Annotated in this window: 18 protein-coding genes; 6 read left to right on the top strand and 12 right to left on the bottom strand. The window is 70.1% G+C overall.

Going from position 1 to position 16,603, the window contains the following annotated elements; genetic code table 11:
- Nucleotides 1-66: 66 nt before the first annotated feature.
- Nucleotides 67-1,029: a DNA topoisomerase IB gene (locus M2317_RS07985; protein ID WP_429458990.1), complete on the top strand. Its 963-nt coding sequence runs from the start codon at nucleotides 67-69 to the stop codon at nucleotides 1,027-1,029.
- Between the two features lie 58 nt (nucleotides 1,030-1,087).
- Here M2317_RS07985 and rplI read toward each other — a convergent pair whose 3' ends face one another.
- The 9 genes from rplI to M2317_RS08030 all read right to left on the bottom strand — a co-directional run bounded on the left by rplI (nucleotide 1,088) and on the right by M2317_RS08030 (nucleotide 9,398).
- A complete protein-coding gene (gene rplI, locus M2317_RS07990; RefSeq protein WP_429458992.1) occupies nucleotides 1,088-1,540 on the bottom strand; it encodes a 50S ribosomal protein L9 in 453 nt (150 codons plus the stop codon).
- Nucleotides 1,541-1,551: 11 nt separating this feature from the next.
- Nucleotides 1,552-1,806, bottom strand: a complete 255-nt coding sequence (gene rpsR, locus M2317_RS07995; RefSeq protein ID WP_071641238.1) for a 30S ribosomal protein S18 — start codon at nucleotides 1,804-1,806, stop codon at nucleotides 1,552-1,554.
- A 26-nt stretch (nucleotides 1,807-1,832) separates the two neighbouring features.
- Entirely contained in the window at nucleotides 1,833-2,333 is a 501-nt protein-coding gene (locus M2317_RS08000; RefSeq protein WP_429458995.1) for a single-stranded DNA-binding protein, read from the bottom strand.
- 5 nt (nucleotides 2,334-2,338) lie between these two features.
- A complete protein-coding gene (gene rpsF / locus M2317_RS08005; protein ID WP_429458997.1) occupies nucleotides 2,339-2,704 on the bottom strand; it encodes a 30S ribosomal protein S6 in 366 nt (121 codons plus the stop codon).
- A 153-nt stretch (nucleotides 2,705-2,857) separates the two neighbouring features.
- Nucleotides 2,858-4,414, bottom strand: coding sequence for a DUF6716 putative glycosyltransferase (locus M2317_RS08010; protein ID WP_429458999.1), 1,557 nt, complete (start codon nucleotides 4,412-4,414; stop codon nucleotides 2,858-2,860).
- On the bottom strand, nucleotides 4,411-5,283 hold the full coding sequence (locus tag M2317_RS08015; protein ID WP_429459001.1) for an N-acetylneuraminate synthase family protein: 873 nt from the start codon (nucleotides 5,281-5,283) through the stop codon (nucleotides 4,411-4,413). The genes M2317_RS08010 and M2317_RS08015 overlap by 4 nt, the downstream gene beginning before the upstream one ends.
- A 619-nt stretch (nucleotides 5,284-5,902) precedes the next feature.
- Nucleotides 5,903-7,075 carry a cytidylyltransferase domain-containing protein gene (locus M2317_RS08020; RefSeq protein WP_429459003.1) on the bottom strand — a complete coding sequence of 391 codons (1,173 nt, stop codon included), beginning with the start codon at nucleotides 7,073-7,075 and terminating at the stop codon, nucleotides 5,903-5,905.
- On the bottom strand, nucleotides 7,072-8,421 hold the full coding sequence (locus tag M2317_RS08025) for a polysialyltransferase family glycosyltransferase (RefSeq protein WP_429459005.1): 1,350 nt from the start codon (nucleotides 8,419-8,421) through the stop codon (nucleotides 7,072-7,074). The genes M2317_RS08020 and M2317_RS08025 overlap by 4 nt, the downstream gene beginning before the upstream one ends.
- Entirely contained in the window at nucleotides 8,418-9,398 is a 981-nt protein-coding gene (locus M2317_RS08030) for a glycosyltransferase family 2 protein (protein ID WP_429459007.1), read from the bottom strand. The genes M2317_RS08025 and M2317_RS08030 overlap by 4 nt, the downstream gene beginning before the upstream one ends.
- Nucleotides 9,399-9,632: 234 nt before the next feature.
- Between M2317_RS08030 and M2317_RS08035 the strand changes: the two genes are divergently transcribed.
- The gene (locus tag M2317_RS08035) at nucleotides 9,633-10,604 is read left to right on the top strand and encodes a hypothetical protein (RefSeq protein WP_429459009.1); all 972 of its coding nucleotides are present in this window, start codon (nucleotides 9,633-9,635) and stop codon (nucleotides 10,602-10,604) included.
- A 52-nt stretch (nucleotides 10,605-10,656) separates the two neighbouring features.
- Nucleotides 10,657-11,790 carry a hypothetical protein gene (locus tag M2317_RS08040; RefSeq protein WP_429459011.1) on the top strand — a complete coding sequence of 378 codons (1,134 nt, stop codon included), beginning with the start codon at nucleotides 10,657-10,659 and terminating at the stop codon, nucleotides 11,788-11,790.
- 11 nt (nucleotides 11,791-11,801) lie between these two features.
- Here the strand turns inward: M2317_RS08040 and M2317_RS08045 are convergent, their stop codons facing one another.
- Nucleotides 11,802-12,650 carry a tyrosine-protein phosphatase gene (locus M2317_RS08045; RefSeq protein ID WP_429459013.1) on the bottom strand — a complete coding sequence of 283 codons (849 nt, stop codon included), beginning with the start codon at nucleotides 12,648-12,650 and terminating at the stop codon, nucleotides 11,802-11,804.
- A 199-nt stretch (nucleotides 12,651-12,849) separates the two neighbouring features.
- A complete protein-coding gene (locus M2317_RS08050) occupies nucleotides 12,850-13,323 on the bottom strand; it encodes a DUF2231 domain-containing protein (RefSeq protein ID WP_429459015.1) in 474 nt (157 codons plus the stop codon).
- An 86-nt stretch (nucleotides 13,324-13,409) separates the two neighbouring features.
- Here M2317_RS08050 and M2317_RS08055 point away from each other — a divergent pair, with 86 nt between their 5' ends.
- The 3 genes from M2317_RS08055 (at nucleotide 13,410) to M2317_RS08065 (ending at nucleotide 15,206) form a co-directional block, all read left to right on the top strand.
- Nucleotides 13,410-13,913, top strand: a complete 504-nt coding sequence (locus M2317_RS08055) for a sigma-70 family RNA polymerase sigma factor (RefSeq protein WP_429459017.1) — start codon at nucleotides 13,410-13,412, stop codon at nucleotides 13,911-13,913.
- Nucleotides 13,910-14,620, top strand: a complete 711-nt coding sequence (locus M2317_RS08060; protein ID WP_429459019.1) for an anti-sigma factor — start codon at nucleotides 13,910-13,912, stop codon at nucleotides 14,618-14,620. Before M2317_RS08055 ends, M2317_RS08060 begins: the two co-directional genes overlap by 4 nt.
- 73 nt (nucleotides 14,621-14,693) lie before the next feature.
- Entirely contained in the window at nucleotides 14,694-15,206 is a 513-nt protein-coding gene (locus M2317_RS08065; RefSeq protein WP_429459020.1) for a COG4315 family predicted lipoprotein, read from the top strand.
- Nucleotides 15,207-15,230: 24 nt separating this feature from the next.
- Here the strand turns inward: M2317_RS08065 and M2317_RS08070 are convergent, their stop codons facing one another.
- Complete coding sequence (locus M2317_RS08070; protein ID WP_429459022.1) at nucleotides 15,231-16,577, bottom strand: GAF domain-containing protein; 1,347 nt, start codon at nucleotides 16,575-16,577, stop codon at nucleotides 15,231-15,233.
- Nucleotides 16,578-16,603: the final 26 nt, after the last annotated feature.

Raw genomic sequence — 16,603 nt, forward strand, 5'->3', positions numbered from 1 at the left:
ACCCCGGGATCAAGCCCCTTGACGTCGGGGCACGGTCCCGGTCTGCTGAGACCCAGGAGGTGGGACATGCCGCGCATCCACCGTGTCGACCCGGCATCCGTGCCCGGCATCCGTCGAGTGCGCACTCGCGGCCGGTTCCGCTATCGCAACCCCGACGGCACGGCGGTCAGCAGTGCCGATCGCAAGCGCATCGCGGCTCTCGTGATCCCGCCGGCGTGGACCTCCGTCTGGATCAGTCCCGACCCCGACGGGCACCTCCAGGCGCTCGGAACGGATGCCGCGGGCCGACGTCAGTACCTCTATCACGCGAGGTGGCGGACGCGCCGCGACGGCGAGAAGTTCGAACGGGCGCTGCGTCTCGCCGCCGCGCTGCCCGCGCTGCGCGCCAGGGCGACACGGGCACTGCGCGGCGAGGACGAACGCGAGCGCGTCCTCGCCGTCGCGTTCCGTCTGCTCGATCGCACCGCCATCCGGATCGGATCCCCCGGCTACCTGCGCCGCTACGGCACCCGCGGACTCACCACGCTGCGCTGGGCGGACGTCACGTGGCGCGGCACGACCATCACCCTGTCGTTCCGAGGCAAGATGAACCTCCTCCACACGATCGAGTTCGACGACGAGGACCTCATCGCCTGGATCGGCTCCCATCCGGCGCATCCGGCGCGCGCGTTCCTCCTGCGCTACCGCGAGGGTCCACGGCGCCGCACGATCGGACCGGCGGACGTGAACGCGTTCCTCGCCGACGCCGCGGGCGAACCGTTCACGGCGAAGGACTTCCGCACGCTCCGCGGAACGACGACGGCGGCGCTGGTCCTCGCCGAACGCGCCGACGAGGATGCCGAGGCTCGCGAACGCGCTGCCGTCGACGCGGTCGCAGCCGCGCTGGGGAACACCAGGGCCATCGCCAGGGCGAGCTACATCGATCCGCGCGTGCTCGCCGCCGCCAGGAAGGGGCGGTTCATCGACCGGGCGCCGTCACCCGAGAGCGCACTGCTGCACCTTCTCGACCGCGCGCCCGACGACGCCTGAACCGACGGATGCCGCCCTCCCGAAGGAGAACGGCATCCGATCGTTGCGGTGTCGAGCCTTACTTGGCGGCGACGACCTGCAGCGTGATGACAGCGGTCAGGTCGTCGTGCAGACGGACCGTGGCCTCGTGCTCACCGGTCGCCTTGATGGCGTTGGTGATGTGCACCTTGCGCTTGTCGATGCTGCCGAGACCGGCGGCCTCGACGGCGTTCGCGATGTCGGCGGTCTTGACCGAGCCGAACAGGCGACCCGTCGCGCCGGCCTTGACGGCCAGACGGACCTTGGTGCCCTCGAGCTTGTCCTTGAGCGCCACGGCCTCGTCGCGGTCGTGGATCGCACGCGCCTTGCGGGCGGCCTGGATCTGGTCGACCTGCTTTTCGCCGCCACGGGTCCACGCCGTAGCGAAGCCCTGGGGGATGAGGTAGTTACGGGCGTACCCGTTCTTGACCTCGACCACGTCACCGGCGCTTCCGAGCCCGGCGACCTCGTTCGTGAGAATCAGCTTTGCCATGTCCGTACCCCTCAGCGGCCAGCGCCGGCGTAGGGCAGGAGCGCCATTTCGCGCGCGTTCTTGATCGCCTTGGCGATCAGACGCTGCTCCTGGACCGAGACACCGGTGATACGACGGGCGCGGATCTTGCCACGCTCCGAGATGAACTTGCGAAGGGTCGCGACGTCCTTGTAATCAATGACGCCGACCCGGATCGACTTCGCGGGAGCGGTGGGCTTGCCACCCTTCCGCGGCTTGCGGCGGTCGCCGCTCGACTTTCCAGCCATGGTTTTTCCTTAAATGAAGTGTTTGTTCAGAACGGGGTGTCGTCGCCGAAGCTGCCCGGAGTGCTCCAGGCGTCAGCGCTGGTCGATGAACCGGGTGTGGACCACGGCTCCTCCGACACCTGCTGCTGCGGACGCGACTGCCCGCCACCGGCGCCACCGCCGGAAGCCGCACGCGTGACTTGAGCCGTCGCGTAACGCAGCGACGGTCCGATCTCGTCGACTTCGAGCTCGATGGCCGTGCGGTTGTTGCCCTCACGGTCCTGGTAGGAGCGCTGACGCAGACGGCCCTGCGCGATGACGCGCATGCCCTTCGTCAGCGAACCCGCCACGTGCTCGGCGAACTCGCGCCAGACGGACGCGCGGAGGAACAGCGCTTCGCCGTCCTTCCACTCGTTCGCGGCACGGTCGAAGTTGCGCGGCGTCGATGCGATGGTGAAGTTCGCCACCGGCAGCCCGTTCTGCGTGTAGCGCAGTTCGGGGTCGGCCGTGAGGTTTCCCACCACGGTGATGACGGTTTCGCCGGCCATGGGTCTTAGGCCTTCGCAGCCTTGGACTTGCGAGCGGCCTTCTCCTCGGAGCGCTTCGCCTCCGCGGCAACCATCGCCTGAGCCTCTTCAGCACGCAGCACCTTGGTGCGCATGATCTGCTCGTTGAGGCCGAGCTGACGGTCCAGCTCCTGGGTGGCCTCGCTGGTCGCGGTGAAGTTCACGACGGCGTAGATGCCTTCGGTCTTCTTCTGGATCTCGTAGGCCAGACGGCGCTTACCCCAGATGTCGACCTTGTCCACAGAGCCACCGTCGTTGGTGATGACCTTGAGGAACTTGTCCAGTGTCGGGGCGACCTGGCGCTCGTCGATCTCGGGGGTCAGAATGACCATGAGTTCGTACTGGTGCGTCACTTACCCACCTCCTTCGGACTAGAACGGCTTCCAGGGATTTCCTGGAAGCAGGAGGGTGTGTGCACGTGTCCGCCCTGGAATCCCGAATGGATGCCGGCAGGCAGACAACCGTGACAGTCTACCGGAGTTCCGGGCGTGTCGCGAACCTGCGCCTCAGCGGCGCAGCGAGTCGGCGTGCGGGGCCGGCTCGAGGGTGAAGTCGGTTCCGGTCTCGGACCAGGTGTCGGCCGAAGCCCGACGACGCGACAGGATGCCTCGGACGAGCGGCGCGCCGACCGCCAGCGCCACAGCGCCGCTGACACTCCGGTCCGCCGAGCCGAGCACGCTCTTGCGGTGCCAGGCCGCATGCAGCGCGCCGCCGCGCGGCGATGGCATCTGCCGCGGCGCGAGCTCGCCGGCTCGCCGGCGCGCGATCAGCTGTTCGACGTCGCGCCACCATCCGGACTCGGATGCCGGGTGGAAGTAGTTGTCCCACATCCAACCGGGGTGCGGATGCCGGAACTGCCGCCGCACCACCTCTTCGCCTCCGCCCAGCAGTCCGCTGCCGATGAACACAGTGTTCAGCAGCGGCTTGCGCACCCCGAACGTGTCGAGGGCGATGACCGGAACGCCCGCCGCCAGCGCCTCGATGGCCGCGGTCGAGCTCACCGTCACAAGCCCTTCGGCGCGCTCCAGCGCTGCGGACATCGGCTGATACGAGAACACGAGGTTCGACGGGCGCGATCGGAACAGGTCGACGTACGCATCCTGCTCGAGGTGCGTCTCGGCCTCACCGGGGCGCGACCGCAGCTTCACGACGACGCGGCGACGCGGATTCGCCTCAGCCGCGCGGACGAGGATGTCGGCGACCGCCTGACGCTCATGGCGTTCGACCGGCACCATGGCCTGTGCCGCGAACACGAGATCCGTGGCCGGCGGGCGCAAGGTCGCCTGCGTTTCGACGAGCCCCTTCGTCTGCCCGGTCGAGGAGGACGCTTCCGCCGCTCGCCCCGCGAGGACGGCAGTGCCCGACAGTCCCCCCGCTCCCCCGAGACGACGGCCGAGTCCGACATTCCCCCCCGCTCGCCCCGCGAGGACGGCGGAGCCGACCGAATTGAAACGCGTCTGCGACTGAGAACCCGTTTCGATCCCCGCACCCCACTCCAATCGACGCTCCGCGTCGGCCGGAGCCTCCGGGGCGCGTGGGCCCGTCTCCGCTCGCTCGACGAAAGAGGAGCGCGCGTACGGCAGCGTCGCCAGCCCCAGCGGCACGTCCACCCCGATCCGCTTCCCGAGCTCCGCGAACGCTCGCCGCTCCCGATGCGAATGCAGCACGACCAGATCGCAGTGCTTCCGGTACTCCAACGCACCACGCTGCGTAGGGATCGACATCCCCGGCAGCCCGCCCACGACGACCGGCCGCTTGTCGAGCCGATCGATCTGCCCGCCGAGCAGCCGCACGAAGGCGCCGCGGCCGGCGAGGACCACTGCATCCGGCTGGTGTCCGGCCAGCCAGCCGCGGACCTCGTCGAACGAGAGACGCGTGACCTCAGCATCCGTGAAGCCGGTGCCGGCCAGCGCCGCACGCTCCTGCGCGCGACTGACCGTCAGCGGCGTCGTCACGATCAGCAGGTGGCGTCGGATGCCGTCGACACCCGCCAGAAGCGAAGCCGACCACTTCACGAACGAGTCGGCGTCGGCGATCGCGACGACGCGAAGGCGAGCGCTCATGCCGGTACGCGACGCAGCTTCGCCATCGGGGCGAGTTCGCCGGGGAACACGCGCTTGATGCCGTCGCCGAGCGCCGTCTCGATCACGCGGATGTCGCGGACGAGGTGGTCGAGGCCCGTGGGCTCGAGCGAGGCTGCATGATCCGAACCCCACATGGTGCGATCGAGCGTGATGTGCCGCTCCACCGCGACGGCGCCGATCGCCACGGCTGCCAGCGAGATCTGCAGGCCGCGCTCGTGGCCGGAGTATCCGACCGGGATGCCGGGGTACCGGTCGCGCAGCGACGCGATGACCCGCAGATTGGCCTCCTCGGGCTCCATCGGGTACGTCGACGTGGCCTGCATGAGCACGACGCGATCGGTGCCGAGCACCTCGAGTGCGCGGTCGATCTGCTCGAGCGTCGACATCCCGGTCGAGAGGATCACCGGCTTGCCGGTCGCGCGCAGCGCCTCGAGCAGTTCCGTGTCGGTGAGGCTCGCTGAGGCCACCTTGTGGGCGACGACGTTGAGGTCCTCGAGGAAGTGCACGCTGGGAACGTCCCACGGCGAGGCGAACCAGTCGAGGCCGAGCATGGTGGCGTAGTCGCCGATCTCGATGTACTCGTCGCGGCCGAACTCGACGCGGCGGCGGTAGTCGAGGTAGGTCATGGTGCCCCACGGGGTCTCCCGCGGCACGTCGCGCATGTGCTCGGGGGTCGAGATCTCGGGCGTGCGCTTCTGGAACTTCACCGCGTTCGCGCCGCTGCGCGCTGCGACGTCGATCAGGCGCTTGGCGAGTTCGACGTCGCCGTTGTGGTTCAGCCCGATCTCGGCGATCACGTAGACGGGGTTGCCGCCGCCGATCACGTGCGATCCGATGCTTACGGTCATGTCGTCCTCCAGTCGTGAAACCCTGTCTCTCCTGGGTACGCCGCGAGGGTGAACGCCACGCGACCTGACGGTTACCGGCACCGGACGGGATGCTTTCGGCCCCGCGACTCCGGTCGCAGTTCGTGCCGGCATCCTGGCCCGTTCCCGCGCTCCGGTCTCAGTTCATGTCGGTATGCCGCGCTCGAAGCGGCGCCGACTGCGACCGCAGCGAAGCGCCCCACTGCCGAGGCGGCACAAAGTGCGACGGCTACGCGGCCGCGTACCGGAATCGGGCTCCGTCGCGGTTCCGGTCGCAGTTGATGCGGTATCGCGGCCCACTCCCGCGCTCCGGTCTCAGTTCATGCCGGTATCGGGGCCCACTCCCGCGCTCCGGTCGCAGTTGATGCCGGTATCGGAGCCCACTCCCGCGCTCCGGTCTCAGTTCATGCCGGTATCGGAGCCCACTCCCGCGCTCCGATCGCAGTTGATGCCGCCATTTCGCGCTCGAAGCGGCGTCAACTGAGACCGGAACGAAGCACCCCGCCCGGAAAGCAGCGCGAAGTGCGACCGGAACCCGCAACCGGCCCGGCACCGGCTGGAACGCGCCACCGGCCCGGCACCGGCGCGGACCCGGGACCGGTCACCGAGGCAATACCCGCTCGACCAGTTCGCGAACGGCGCCCTGTCCGCCGTGGCGGTTGAGCACGACCCGCGCCTGCTCTCGTACGGCGGGATGCGATCCGGCGACGGCGACGGGCCAGCCGACGATCCGCATCGCCGGGAGGTCGTTGACGTCGTTGCCGAGATACGCGATCTCGCTGAGGGCGATGCCGTGCTCGGCCGCCCAGCCGGCCAGCGCCGTCGCCTTGTCGTCGATGCCGTGCAGCACCGGCACCTGGAGCTTGTCCGCCCTGGCGCGCACGACCGCGTTGGTCTCGGTCGACAGGATGAGCATCGGGATGCCGGCACGCCGCAGCAGCGAGACGCCCATGCCGTCCTCCCTGCTGACCCGCACGTGCTCGCGCCCCTCGCTGTCGACGAGCGCCGTGTCATCGGTGTGCACGCCGTCGAAGTCCGTCACGACCGCCCGCACATCGATGCGGTCGTCCGGCGGATCGATGAGTCCGGCGACGGCGGCCGCCGTCGCGAGCTGGTGGACGTCGTCGATCTCGACCGCGGTCTGCTCGGGCACCTCGACTATCCCGATCCGGCCGAAGAAGCGGTGCCCCGCGGCTCGGAATCCCGCGGCGGTGAATGCGTAGAACGCGCCGGTCTCCAGATAGTGCGGCTCGCGCTCCTGTCGTCGCGGCCGGTGGGATGCGTCGTGGTTGATGGCCGCAGCCGCACCGTTCTCGTCGCGACGCCAAAGGAACCCGTAGGTCTCGTGCGCGGAGAACACGCTGTCGAAGCGGCCGTCGCGGATCAGCGCGATGGCCTGGTCGATCCCCGCGGACGGGATGAACGGCGACGTCGCCTGCACGAAGACCACGGTGGCGATGCGGATGCCGGAGTTCTCGAGCTCGTCCAGCGCATGCAGGACGGCGCTCTCGGACGAGGCCGTGTCGCCCGAGATCTCCGCCGGCCGCACGACCACCCGCGCCCCCGCGGCGGTCCCCACCGCCGCGATCTCGGCGTCGTCGGTGGAGACGACCACGAGGTCGACTCCGGATGCCGCGGTCGCCGCCCGCACAGCCCGCTCGACAAGCGGCAACCCGCCGACCCGCCGGAGGTTCTTGCGCGGCACCTGCTTGGATCCGCCCCGTGCGGGGATGATCGCCACCGTCACCGGGTGTGCTGCATCGTTCCGCGTCATCGTCCTCGTACCGCCTTCCATGCGCGACCGGCGCGCCGCCGTGCCCCCGCCACCGTGAGACGGATCTCCTCCATGCGCCCCACGCCGCCGCGCGAGCGCAGCATCCGCGGAACGAAGCGCTCCCGCGGGGCGCCGGGCAGCCCGAGAGCGATGAGCCGGTCGGGGACGAAGTAGCGATCGCGCTCCGCGGCATCCATCTCCTGCAGCAGCTGCACGGCACGCGGACGCAGGTGCGCGGCGATGCGCGGCTGCATGGCGTAGCCGACGGCGTCGACGAGCAGCTGCAGCCGGTCGGGATCCCGGTACGGCGAATCGTCACGGGTGAGCGCGTCGACGATCGTGGCCGGCACGCGGTTGCTGTTCTCGTACGGAGTGAGGCGCGCGAGCACAGTGTCCAGCCCGGCGGAGGCGATCGCCCGGTCGTACAGTGTGCGCACGGTGGGCAGCGCCGTCGAGAAGCCCGCGACGACGACCGCGGCATCCAGTCGTTCGGCGACCAGCTCCGCCGGGGTCGGACCGTCGTACTCGACCAGCGCCACGCCGTGTCGGCGGGCGCGCTGGCGCAGCGCCGATGTGACGGCCGGCGGTGCCGACGGGTGCGGTTTGAAGACGATGCGCGCCGGATCCCAGGCCATCGCGCGATCGACCATCTGCTGTTGCATGGCGATCTCCTCGGCGGGCTCGACGAGGCCGAGCGCGGCGAGGTACTGGCCGAGCACGAGCGCCGTCCGAGTGCCGTCGGCGAGGGCATCCAGTGCGGGATCGGGCACGGCCGTCTCGGCGAGTGCCGCGCGGAACGCCGCCGCAGGGACAGGTGCGCGCGCGGCTCTCGCCTCTGTGAAGACGAGCGGTTCCACCCCGGGCACGACGTCGCCGTAGACGACCCGCCCCACGCGCTCGACGACGGTGCGGCCGAGATCGACCCGGATCGGCGAGTACGTCATCAGTCCGTCGCCGATGATCGTGATCCGTGCGTTCGAGAACAGCGCCAGCAGCGTCTTCGCCGGCGCGACCTGCGGGCTCTGCACGCACAACTCGATCTCGTCGTCGAGTGCCCAGGCCCGGGTGAGCAGGCGCCGCAGGATCGGCAGGTCAGGGGCGTGGGGCTTCCACGAGGACGGATGCCGCGGCGACAGCAGTTCGTCGAAGGACTCGGTTCGGGCGAACCGCCCCCGCAGCGTCGCGAGACCCGGTTGCGCGTCGATGCCGGTGCTCGTCTCGGGAATGCGCGCGGTGTTGACGGGGACCAGCACGTTCTCGTGCGCGTTGTCGAACAGGCCCGCATCGATAGCGGCCGCCGCAGTCGCGAGGCCATATGCGCTGTGCAGCATGAACAGCCGGGTCATGTCGTCCGCTCCGCCTGGCGAAGGCTCCGCGCGAGCACCCGGCGGCGCGGCCCGTCGAGTCGCGACAGCGCGGACCTCGCCTGGTCGGCGGGCAGGCGAGCCAGCAGCTCTCGGATGCCGATGCGCATGTCGCGGCGCAGCGCCGGCGTCATCTGGCGCGAGCGGACGAGGTGATGCGAGCTCAGCGCCAGCACGGTCCACACCGCTTTCGGCAAGAAGCGCTCGGCCTCGGCATCCTGCTCGACGGTGTCGAGCACCGCGGAGAGCGCGCGGGTGAAGTCGAGCTGTCGGCGGTCGCGCACCTGGGTCAGCGATGTCGGCACACCGCGGCGGTAGAGCAGCGCGGGGGCGTCGACGACCGCGAAGGAGCGCGCGTGCAGGTGCAGGCGCCAGATCCATGGGCGATCCTCGGCCGTGAACAGCCCGTCGTCGAAGACGGCGAGGCCGCGGTCGATGAGGCGGCGGTGGAATATGCCCGCCCAGGCATACGGGTAGTCGACCATGGTCGTGTCGTCCGCCGGAAGGATCGCATCACGCGGCGACGCGACCTCGCCGCGCCAGGCGTAAGGCGCGCGCACCAGGGTGCGCTTGATGCCGGTGACGCGCACGTGGTCGGTGCGGAGGAAGTCGCACTCGAGCTCGCGCAGGTTCTCGGCGAGCACGCGCAGTCGGCCCGGCTGCATCCAGTCGTCGCCGTCGATGAAGCAGAAGGCGTCTCCTTCGACGTGGTCGAGGCCCTGGTTGCGCGCGGTCGCCAGCCCGAGCGGTTTCGGGTTCACGATGACCTCGGCGTGCCGGAAGCAGTCGGCGTAAGAGCGCATGATCGCGCCGGTGCCGTCGGAGGAGCCGTCGTCGACCGCGACGAGCTTGAGGGCGGCGGGGTTCTCGAACTGGCGCGTCAGAGTCTCCAGCGTGGTGCCGATGTACGGCGCGGCATCCTTCGCGGGAAGGATCACGGTGACGAGAGGCGTGCGCACGGCGGGCATGGTGACACGCGCGCGTTGCCGGGAGGCGACCGCGCGGTGAACGGGCGGTGCACCATCCGTCGCGAGCTCACGCGGAGGGCGGTTCGGTGTCGGTTCGGTGTCCGCCGGCGCGCTTCCGGTTAGGGGGCCGACACGCCACCCGCCGGACGTTCTCGGCGGAACGGTCCGACATCTGGCGTGTCGGCCCCCAGTGTGACGGCGGCACGCGCCGGGTACCGTTGAGGCATGGAGTGGGTGGCGAATCCGGAAGCAGTGGGCGCATGGCTGCGCGACCGATTGGATGACGGCTATGCGAGCATGCACGTCGCCGTCCCGCACGGGTTCCCCGCCTACGCCCGCGTGTTCCATCCGGCGCGGGTGCGATCGCTCCCGCATCGTCGGATGCCGGACGAGGACGAGTGGGAACGGATGCCGGATGCCGAGCAGCAACGGCTGATGTCCTCGTTCTCCGACGAGCCGACGACCTGGACGGCCGCCGCGTCGGCGTTCGGCACGACGATGCATCCGCTCGCCCAATGGCAGCGGATCGTGCGGACGCCCGTGGACCGCGACTGGCACGTCCGGATCGCCGATGACGGACGCGAGTTCACCAGCCCGGAGGAAGGAGCCCTTCCTCCGGGGCATCTGGCGGCGATCACCGAGAAGCTGATCGAAGCCACGACGACACCAGACGACGGGTTCGCCGCGATCTGGGAAGGCTGGGGTGGGCTGGTGGGCTTCTACGGATCCGCGCCGTCGCGCGTCTTCCTCGGCTTCAGCGACGATCCCCACCACCAGGCGCTGCTCGATCAGAGCGTTCACGACCGATTCAACAATCCGTTCGCGAAAGCCACCTGGCAGCCCGGCATGCTGTCCGACGAGATCTCCCGAGGTCCGAGACTCCACCTTCCCGACCGCGATCACGTGCTCTTCTCTGCCGCGCCATCCGTTTTCACCGAACCGGATTGGCAGCTCGACGCCCCGTGGCGGGATCGCCCCGCCGAGGAGCAGGGTTTCGCACCGCAAGCGCAGCACCCCAGCATCCTGTGGCCCGAGGATCACGCCTGGGTCATGGTGAGCGAGATCGACTTCGACTCCACGATCGTCGCGGGGTCCCACGAGCTCGTCCGCGCGATCTGCTCGGACGAACGCATCGAGGCCCTTCCGCTGCGCGAGGGCGCCGACCTCTCCTGGGATGCCGACGACGTGAACCGCTGACGCGCGACTCGTCTGGCGCGCCGATCCGCCATCGACGGCTAGCGTGGGACGGGTGAGCACGCCGATTCCCGACGCGCACCCGATGACGTTCGACGCGCGCCCCCTCACCGATCCGGTCGACCCCGCGGCGGTGAACGCGTTCGTCGCCGAGATGCGCGCCCGACGCTCCGGCAGCATGAGCGCCGGAACCGTCATCGGGATCGTCATCGGCGTCCTGTGCGTCGCGATCGCACTGCCGATCCTCCTCTTCTCCTTCGCAGCGATGTCGACGCAAGGATTCCCCGGGGTGGCGATCCTGCCGTTCGCGATCTTCGGCATCCTGTTCGTCGGGATGGGCGTGTTCGCCTTCGTCAGCCATCGTCGGGGCCGGGTGGCACGGTACCGGCTGAGCCGGTTCGCGGCCGCGAACAACATGAGCTACGAGGATCGGGTGGACAATCCGGGCCTCCCGGGGATGATCTTCCAGAACGGCAACGCTCGCCGCGCGACCCGGCTGGTGCGCGGCCACAGTCCCCGCTTCGTCGAGTTCGGCAATTACCAGTACACGGTCAAGCACGGCAAGAGCTCGACGACGTACCACTGGGGGTACGTCGCGGTGAAGCTGGACGTGCCACTGCCCAACATCGTTCTGGACGCCGTGGGCAACAACGGATTCGGCTCGAACCTCCCGGCATCCTTCGACAAGGATCAGCACCTCTCGCTCGAAGGCGATTTCGACCGGTACTTCACGCTGTACTGCCCGGCCGGGTACGAGCAGGATGCTCTTTACCTGTTCACGCCCGACATCATGGCGCGGTTCATCGACAGCGCCGCTCAGCTGGATGTCGAGATCGTCGACGACTGGCTGTTCCTGTACACGCAGCGTCAGGCGTCGACGTTGGACCCGGCGACGTGGGCGTGGCTGTTCGGTGCAGTCGGCGCGCTCATCACGAAGTTCGATCAGTGGGCGCGCTGGCGCGATGAGCGATTGCAGGCGGGTCAGAGCGCGGCGGCGGCGCTCGGCACGAACCCGGCCCCGGCGCCTGGCTCCGCGACGGGCCTGCCGTTCGCGCCCCCGGTCGGGATGATCACTCCCCCGCCGGGCGTCGCCCCGTCGGGCCGCCGGCTCAAGCGCCGGACGCGCTGGGTGTGGATCGGCGTCGTGGTGCTCGTGCTGGTGATCAACTTCGTGGCGCGGATGTTCTGATCGCGCGGCGGTCAGTCCAGCGACCGCCGAGCGCTGACCGCCGCCTCCTCGACCCCGCTCGTCAGGATTCCGACGAGCTCGTCGACCTCGGCATCCGTCATCCCGTGGGCGCGCAGGTAGCCGGCGGCGCCGCCGTACTCCGAAGCGAGCCGATCGAGGACGGCCTGGATGGCCTCCGCCGGTGCCTCGGTCGCGAGAATGCGGAGCTTCGGGGTGAGCGGAACGCCCATGCTCGTGATGAGACCGGTGAGCGACTCCGCGAAGGCTCCGGCGAGGTTCTGTTCGGTCAGCGTGTAGTCGGCGACGATGTCCGCGCGGCTCGCACCGGCGAGCTGCAGCAGGATGGCCGCGGCGACACCCGTCCGATCCTTCCCCGCCGTGCAGTGGAACAGCACGCCGGGGCGCTCCGTGCCGCCCGCGGCGATCACGGCCCGCCCGATCGCGACGAACTGCGCGGCGCCGTCCCGCAGCATCCCGAGGTAGAGCTCCTCGAGCGTCGGGACGGCATCCAGCATGCGGGCGACGTCCGCTTCGCTCGGCCGCGTGCCGTCGCCATCGGGGAGCATCCGGCGCACCATCTCGTCCATCGCTCCGCCGAGGATCGGCAGCGTGATCAGCTGCACGCTGCCGTCCAGCGGCAGCACGTCGGCAGACCGCGTGCGTTCGGCATCCGTCCGCAGATCGATCACCGTGCCGATGCCGAGTTCGGCGAACGCGGTGATGCCGGCTTCGGTGAGTGCGCCCAGGGCGTCCGACCGATGGAGGATGCCGGGGCGCACCGTCCCTCCGGACTCCACCGCCATCCCGCCGATGCTCCGGGCATTGTGCGTGACCTGCAGGACGGTGGTGAGATCGCTCATGCGCCCAGGTTATCGGGCGGCTTGATGCCGTCGTCGTGAGTGTGGGGGTGGGTGCTGTCTGGGGATCAGCTCCCACCCCATCCCCCGGGACAGACGCCGACGACCAGCTGGGGTCCGGTCATGCGCGGCGTCTCACGCTGAGGCTATCCCCCGCGGGGTTGCACGAAGTTGCACCCGATCGATCAATCAGTTGAAGCCCTCACCCCCAGACGGCTCGAGCTCCTGCCTCGCCGATGCGGACCACCATCGTCGTGCTTCCCGTCGCCGCCGCGACCGCGAGCACCGCGAGCAGGCCGGTCACGATCGCATCGGATCGCGACCGCGGCTTCCCCTCTTCCGGACGCGGACGGAACCGGTACCAGCCCCATTGCGCCGCGGAGACGACGAAGAGCGCGATCGCCCAGGGCAGCAGCATCCGGCCGAGGGCGGCGTGCTCCTCCACGCCGGGGAGCGGTCCGACCGTCGTCAGGAGTGCTTCCCCGGCTGCGACCGTGATCGGGGTGAGCGCGAGGACGACCAGGGCGGCGACCGGCGTCGCGATGCCCAGCCGCCGACGCACCGCGGGGATGAAGGTACCGAGCACGAGCGCGAGTGCGGTCAGCGGAAGCAGCACCACGAGAGCGTGCACGATGAGAGGATGAAGCGGAAGTCCGGCGATCTCGAACGCGTCCATGATCGGAACACGAGACGGAGCGGTCTCGGGTTCATCTGAACGTCAGCGACGTCGTCCCTCGTGTCCTCTGTGTGAGGAGGTGACCGATGTCCGACGACGCGGCTCGCCTCGGTGCGCTCTACGACGCGCACGCGGCATCGGTCCGGCGGTACGCCGTGCATCTGACGGGCGACAGCGCCGCAGCCGACGACGTCGTGCAGGAGACGCTGCTCCGGGCCTGGCGCACGCCGCACATCCTGGCCGAGGACCCGGCGGCCACCCGATCGTGGATGTACACCGTCGCGCGCCACCTCATCATCGACGACGCGCGCAGCGCCCGTCGCCGGCGGGAGATCACGATGGCGGAGACGCCGGAGACGGCGGTTCAGGATGCCGCGGATGCCGTGCTGGACGCCATGCTCATCGAGGAGGCGCTGGCCGGTCTCAGCGCCGCGCATCGCGACGTCGTGGTGCGCGCGTACTACCTCGGCCTGTCCGTCGCCGAGATCGCCCAGGAGCTGGCGATCGCCGAAGGCACTGTTAAGTCGCGACTGCACTACGGGCTGCGGGCCCTGCGGCTGGCGCTGCAGGAGAAGGGGGTGACGCGATGAACGCGGAGCACGAGCGTTTCGCGGAGTGGGATGCGGCCTACGTGCTGGGCGCTCTGAGCCCCGCCGACCGGGCGCTGTTCGAGGGGCACGCCACCGGATGCGCCCTCTGCCGCGCCGACCTCGCGGAGCTCGTGCCGCTGCCGGGTCTGCTGGCGCGGGTGCCGCGGGCGACAGCGATCGACCTGCTCTCCTCGGCCGATGACGCGTCTGCTGACGTGCCGTCGACGGCCGGCCACGACGTCGCCCGCTCCCGGATCATCGATCTCGGCCTCGCCAGAGCGCGGCGCGCGCGTCGCACCCGCTGGATGCTGGGCGCCGCGGCGAGCATCGTCGTGATCGCCGGCATCCTGGCTGTGCCTGCCGTCCTCTCGCTGCAGACCGGGCCGGCCGAGACCGTCGCGCTCGAGCGGGTCGAGGACGTGCCGCTGTCGGCGTCCGTCCGCCTTGAGGATGTCGCATGGGGAACGCGGATATCGCTCACGTGCACGTACGGACCGGCGGCATACGCGCCCGACGACGGCTGGGAGTACGTCCTCGTCGTCGTGTCGACGAGCGGCGTCGAGAGCCGGCTGTCGACCTGGCGCGCCTTCCCGGACGCCACGGCGCAAGTCGCCGCCGGCACGGCCCTGTCGCCGGACGACATCGCAGCGATCGAACTGCGCTCGGCAGCGGGCGACGTGCTGATGCGCAGTGAGCCCGATCGCTGAACGGAACGCCTGCGCGTCTCGTGTCCACTGCGACGGGATGTCCGTCCCGATCGCCTCGGACGAAGGAGTCATCATGAACGTCGCACCGGCAGCCGGAATCGGCACCGTCGCCCTGATCCTCATGCTGGGTCTCGCCGGGTGCTCCTCGGGAACCGGCTCCGGCGGAGACCCGTACTCGAACGGCGCGGACGAGCAGTCCAGCGCGCCGGCCGAAGCACCGGAGCAAGCGGCCGGCGTCGCACTGATGATCGCCGATTCGTCGCTGGGCAGCATCGTCGTGGACGGCGAGGGGATGACCGTCTACATGTTCGACCGGGACACCCAGGGTGCACAGGAGAGCGTGTGCGAGGGCGAGTGCGCGGACAACTGGCCCGCCGTGACCACGGATGCCGAGGCACCGGAGGTCGAGGGCGTGACCAGCGAGGTCGGCACGATCGTCGGCGTCGACGGCGAGACGCAGGTGACCCTGAACGGATGGCCGCTGTACTACTTCGCCGGGGATGCGGAGCCCGGTGACGTCGCCGGGCAGGGAGTCAACGACGTGTGGTGGGTGCTGTCCCCGGCCGGTGAGCGGACGACCGGCTGACCGGCTGACGAGCCGACGCCGACCTCAGACCCGGTCGAACCGCTCGAGACGTTCGAGCTGTTCGAGACGTTCGAGACGGGCGACGAGCCCGGCACGCTTCGGCGACCGGGCCGGCAGCAGTTCCAAGCACAGGCGCAGCACCGCGGCGTCGTCCGCCCCTTCCGGGATCTCGGCATACCCGAGCAGCACGTCGATGCCGGCACCCGTGAGCATCGCCTCACGCAGGGCGGAGCGGACCGTCTCCCTGAGGTCCTCCGCGCCCGGCGCAGTGGACTGCGGCAGCACCGGTCCCCGATAGGCCGTCAGGGCGACGCGGTTCGCTCCGCGATCCAGTAGCGAGAGAACGTTCTGCGCGTCGATCTCCACCGGGATTCGCAGGCGATACGGCCGCGATTCGGGGACCAGGTCCGGCGAAACGCGCTCCAGCACCCGACGCAGCCGCACCATCTCGGGGCGGAGCGTCTCGGCGTGTCCGCCTTCGCCGTAGACCGCGTCGGCGAGTGCGCCCGCGGACAGGCCCTGCCGGTGCAGGGCGAGGATGAGCATGATCTCCGCATGCCGCGTGCTCAACTCGATCACGGATTCCGTCTCGGGACCCCAGACCTCGAGCTGTCCGCGGTCGCGGCCCAGTACCCGCAGCGTCGCCTGCGTGGCGATGGATCGACGCGGCGCACGCGGACGCTCGCGCACCTGTGCGCGCGCACGCAGTCGGCTGACGAGCAGTTCCGATTCCACGAGCCGCGCGGCGGCGTCGACCAGCATCCGCGCCTGCGGCGTCGCCACCTCCCGGCCGCCCGAGATGTCGATGACGCCCAGGATGCCGCGGGTCTCGGGGTCGAGCACGGGTGCGGCCGAGCAGGACCACGCCTGCACATGGCGGTTGTAGTGCTCGCTCTCGTGGATCTGCGCGGAGCGCCCGGTCGTGAGCGCGATGCCGGGAGCCGTGGTGCCGATCGCTCCCTCGGACCAGTCGGCGCCGATGACGAAACCCATCTCACCGGTCCGCACCAGCGCCTCCAGATCCCCGTCGATCCAGAGCATCCGCCCGCCCTGATCGCCGATCGCCACGATGACCCGGGAGTCCTGCGGATCGCCCGGCATCAGCAGGTTGCGGACCAGCTCCATGGCGCCGGCGAGCGGATGCGCGGCGCGATAGCAGTCGAGTTCGTCCTCCGTCAGCGCAAGCGGCGGCAGGCCTTCGGCGCCGACTCGGCTGCGATACGAGCGCTCCCAGGATTCGCGGACGAGCGGGCGCACCCGCTGCAGTCGGCGATCGTCGAGGTTCCCCGCGACGACCTCCTCGTGCGCGCGCTCGACGAGTCGACGCGACGCGGGACCCGGGGCGATGGGACCCGACCATGGTGATGACACGCGTCTCCGATCATCGATGACCGAAC

Source organism: Microbacterium sp. ZKA21 (assembly GCF_050434165.1).
GTDB lineage: Bacteria > Actinomycetota > Actinomycetes > Actinomycetales > Microbacteriaceae > Microbacterium.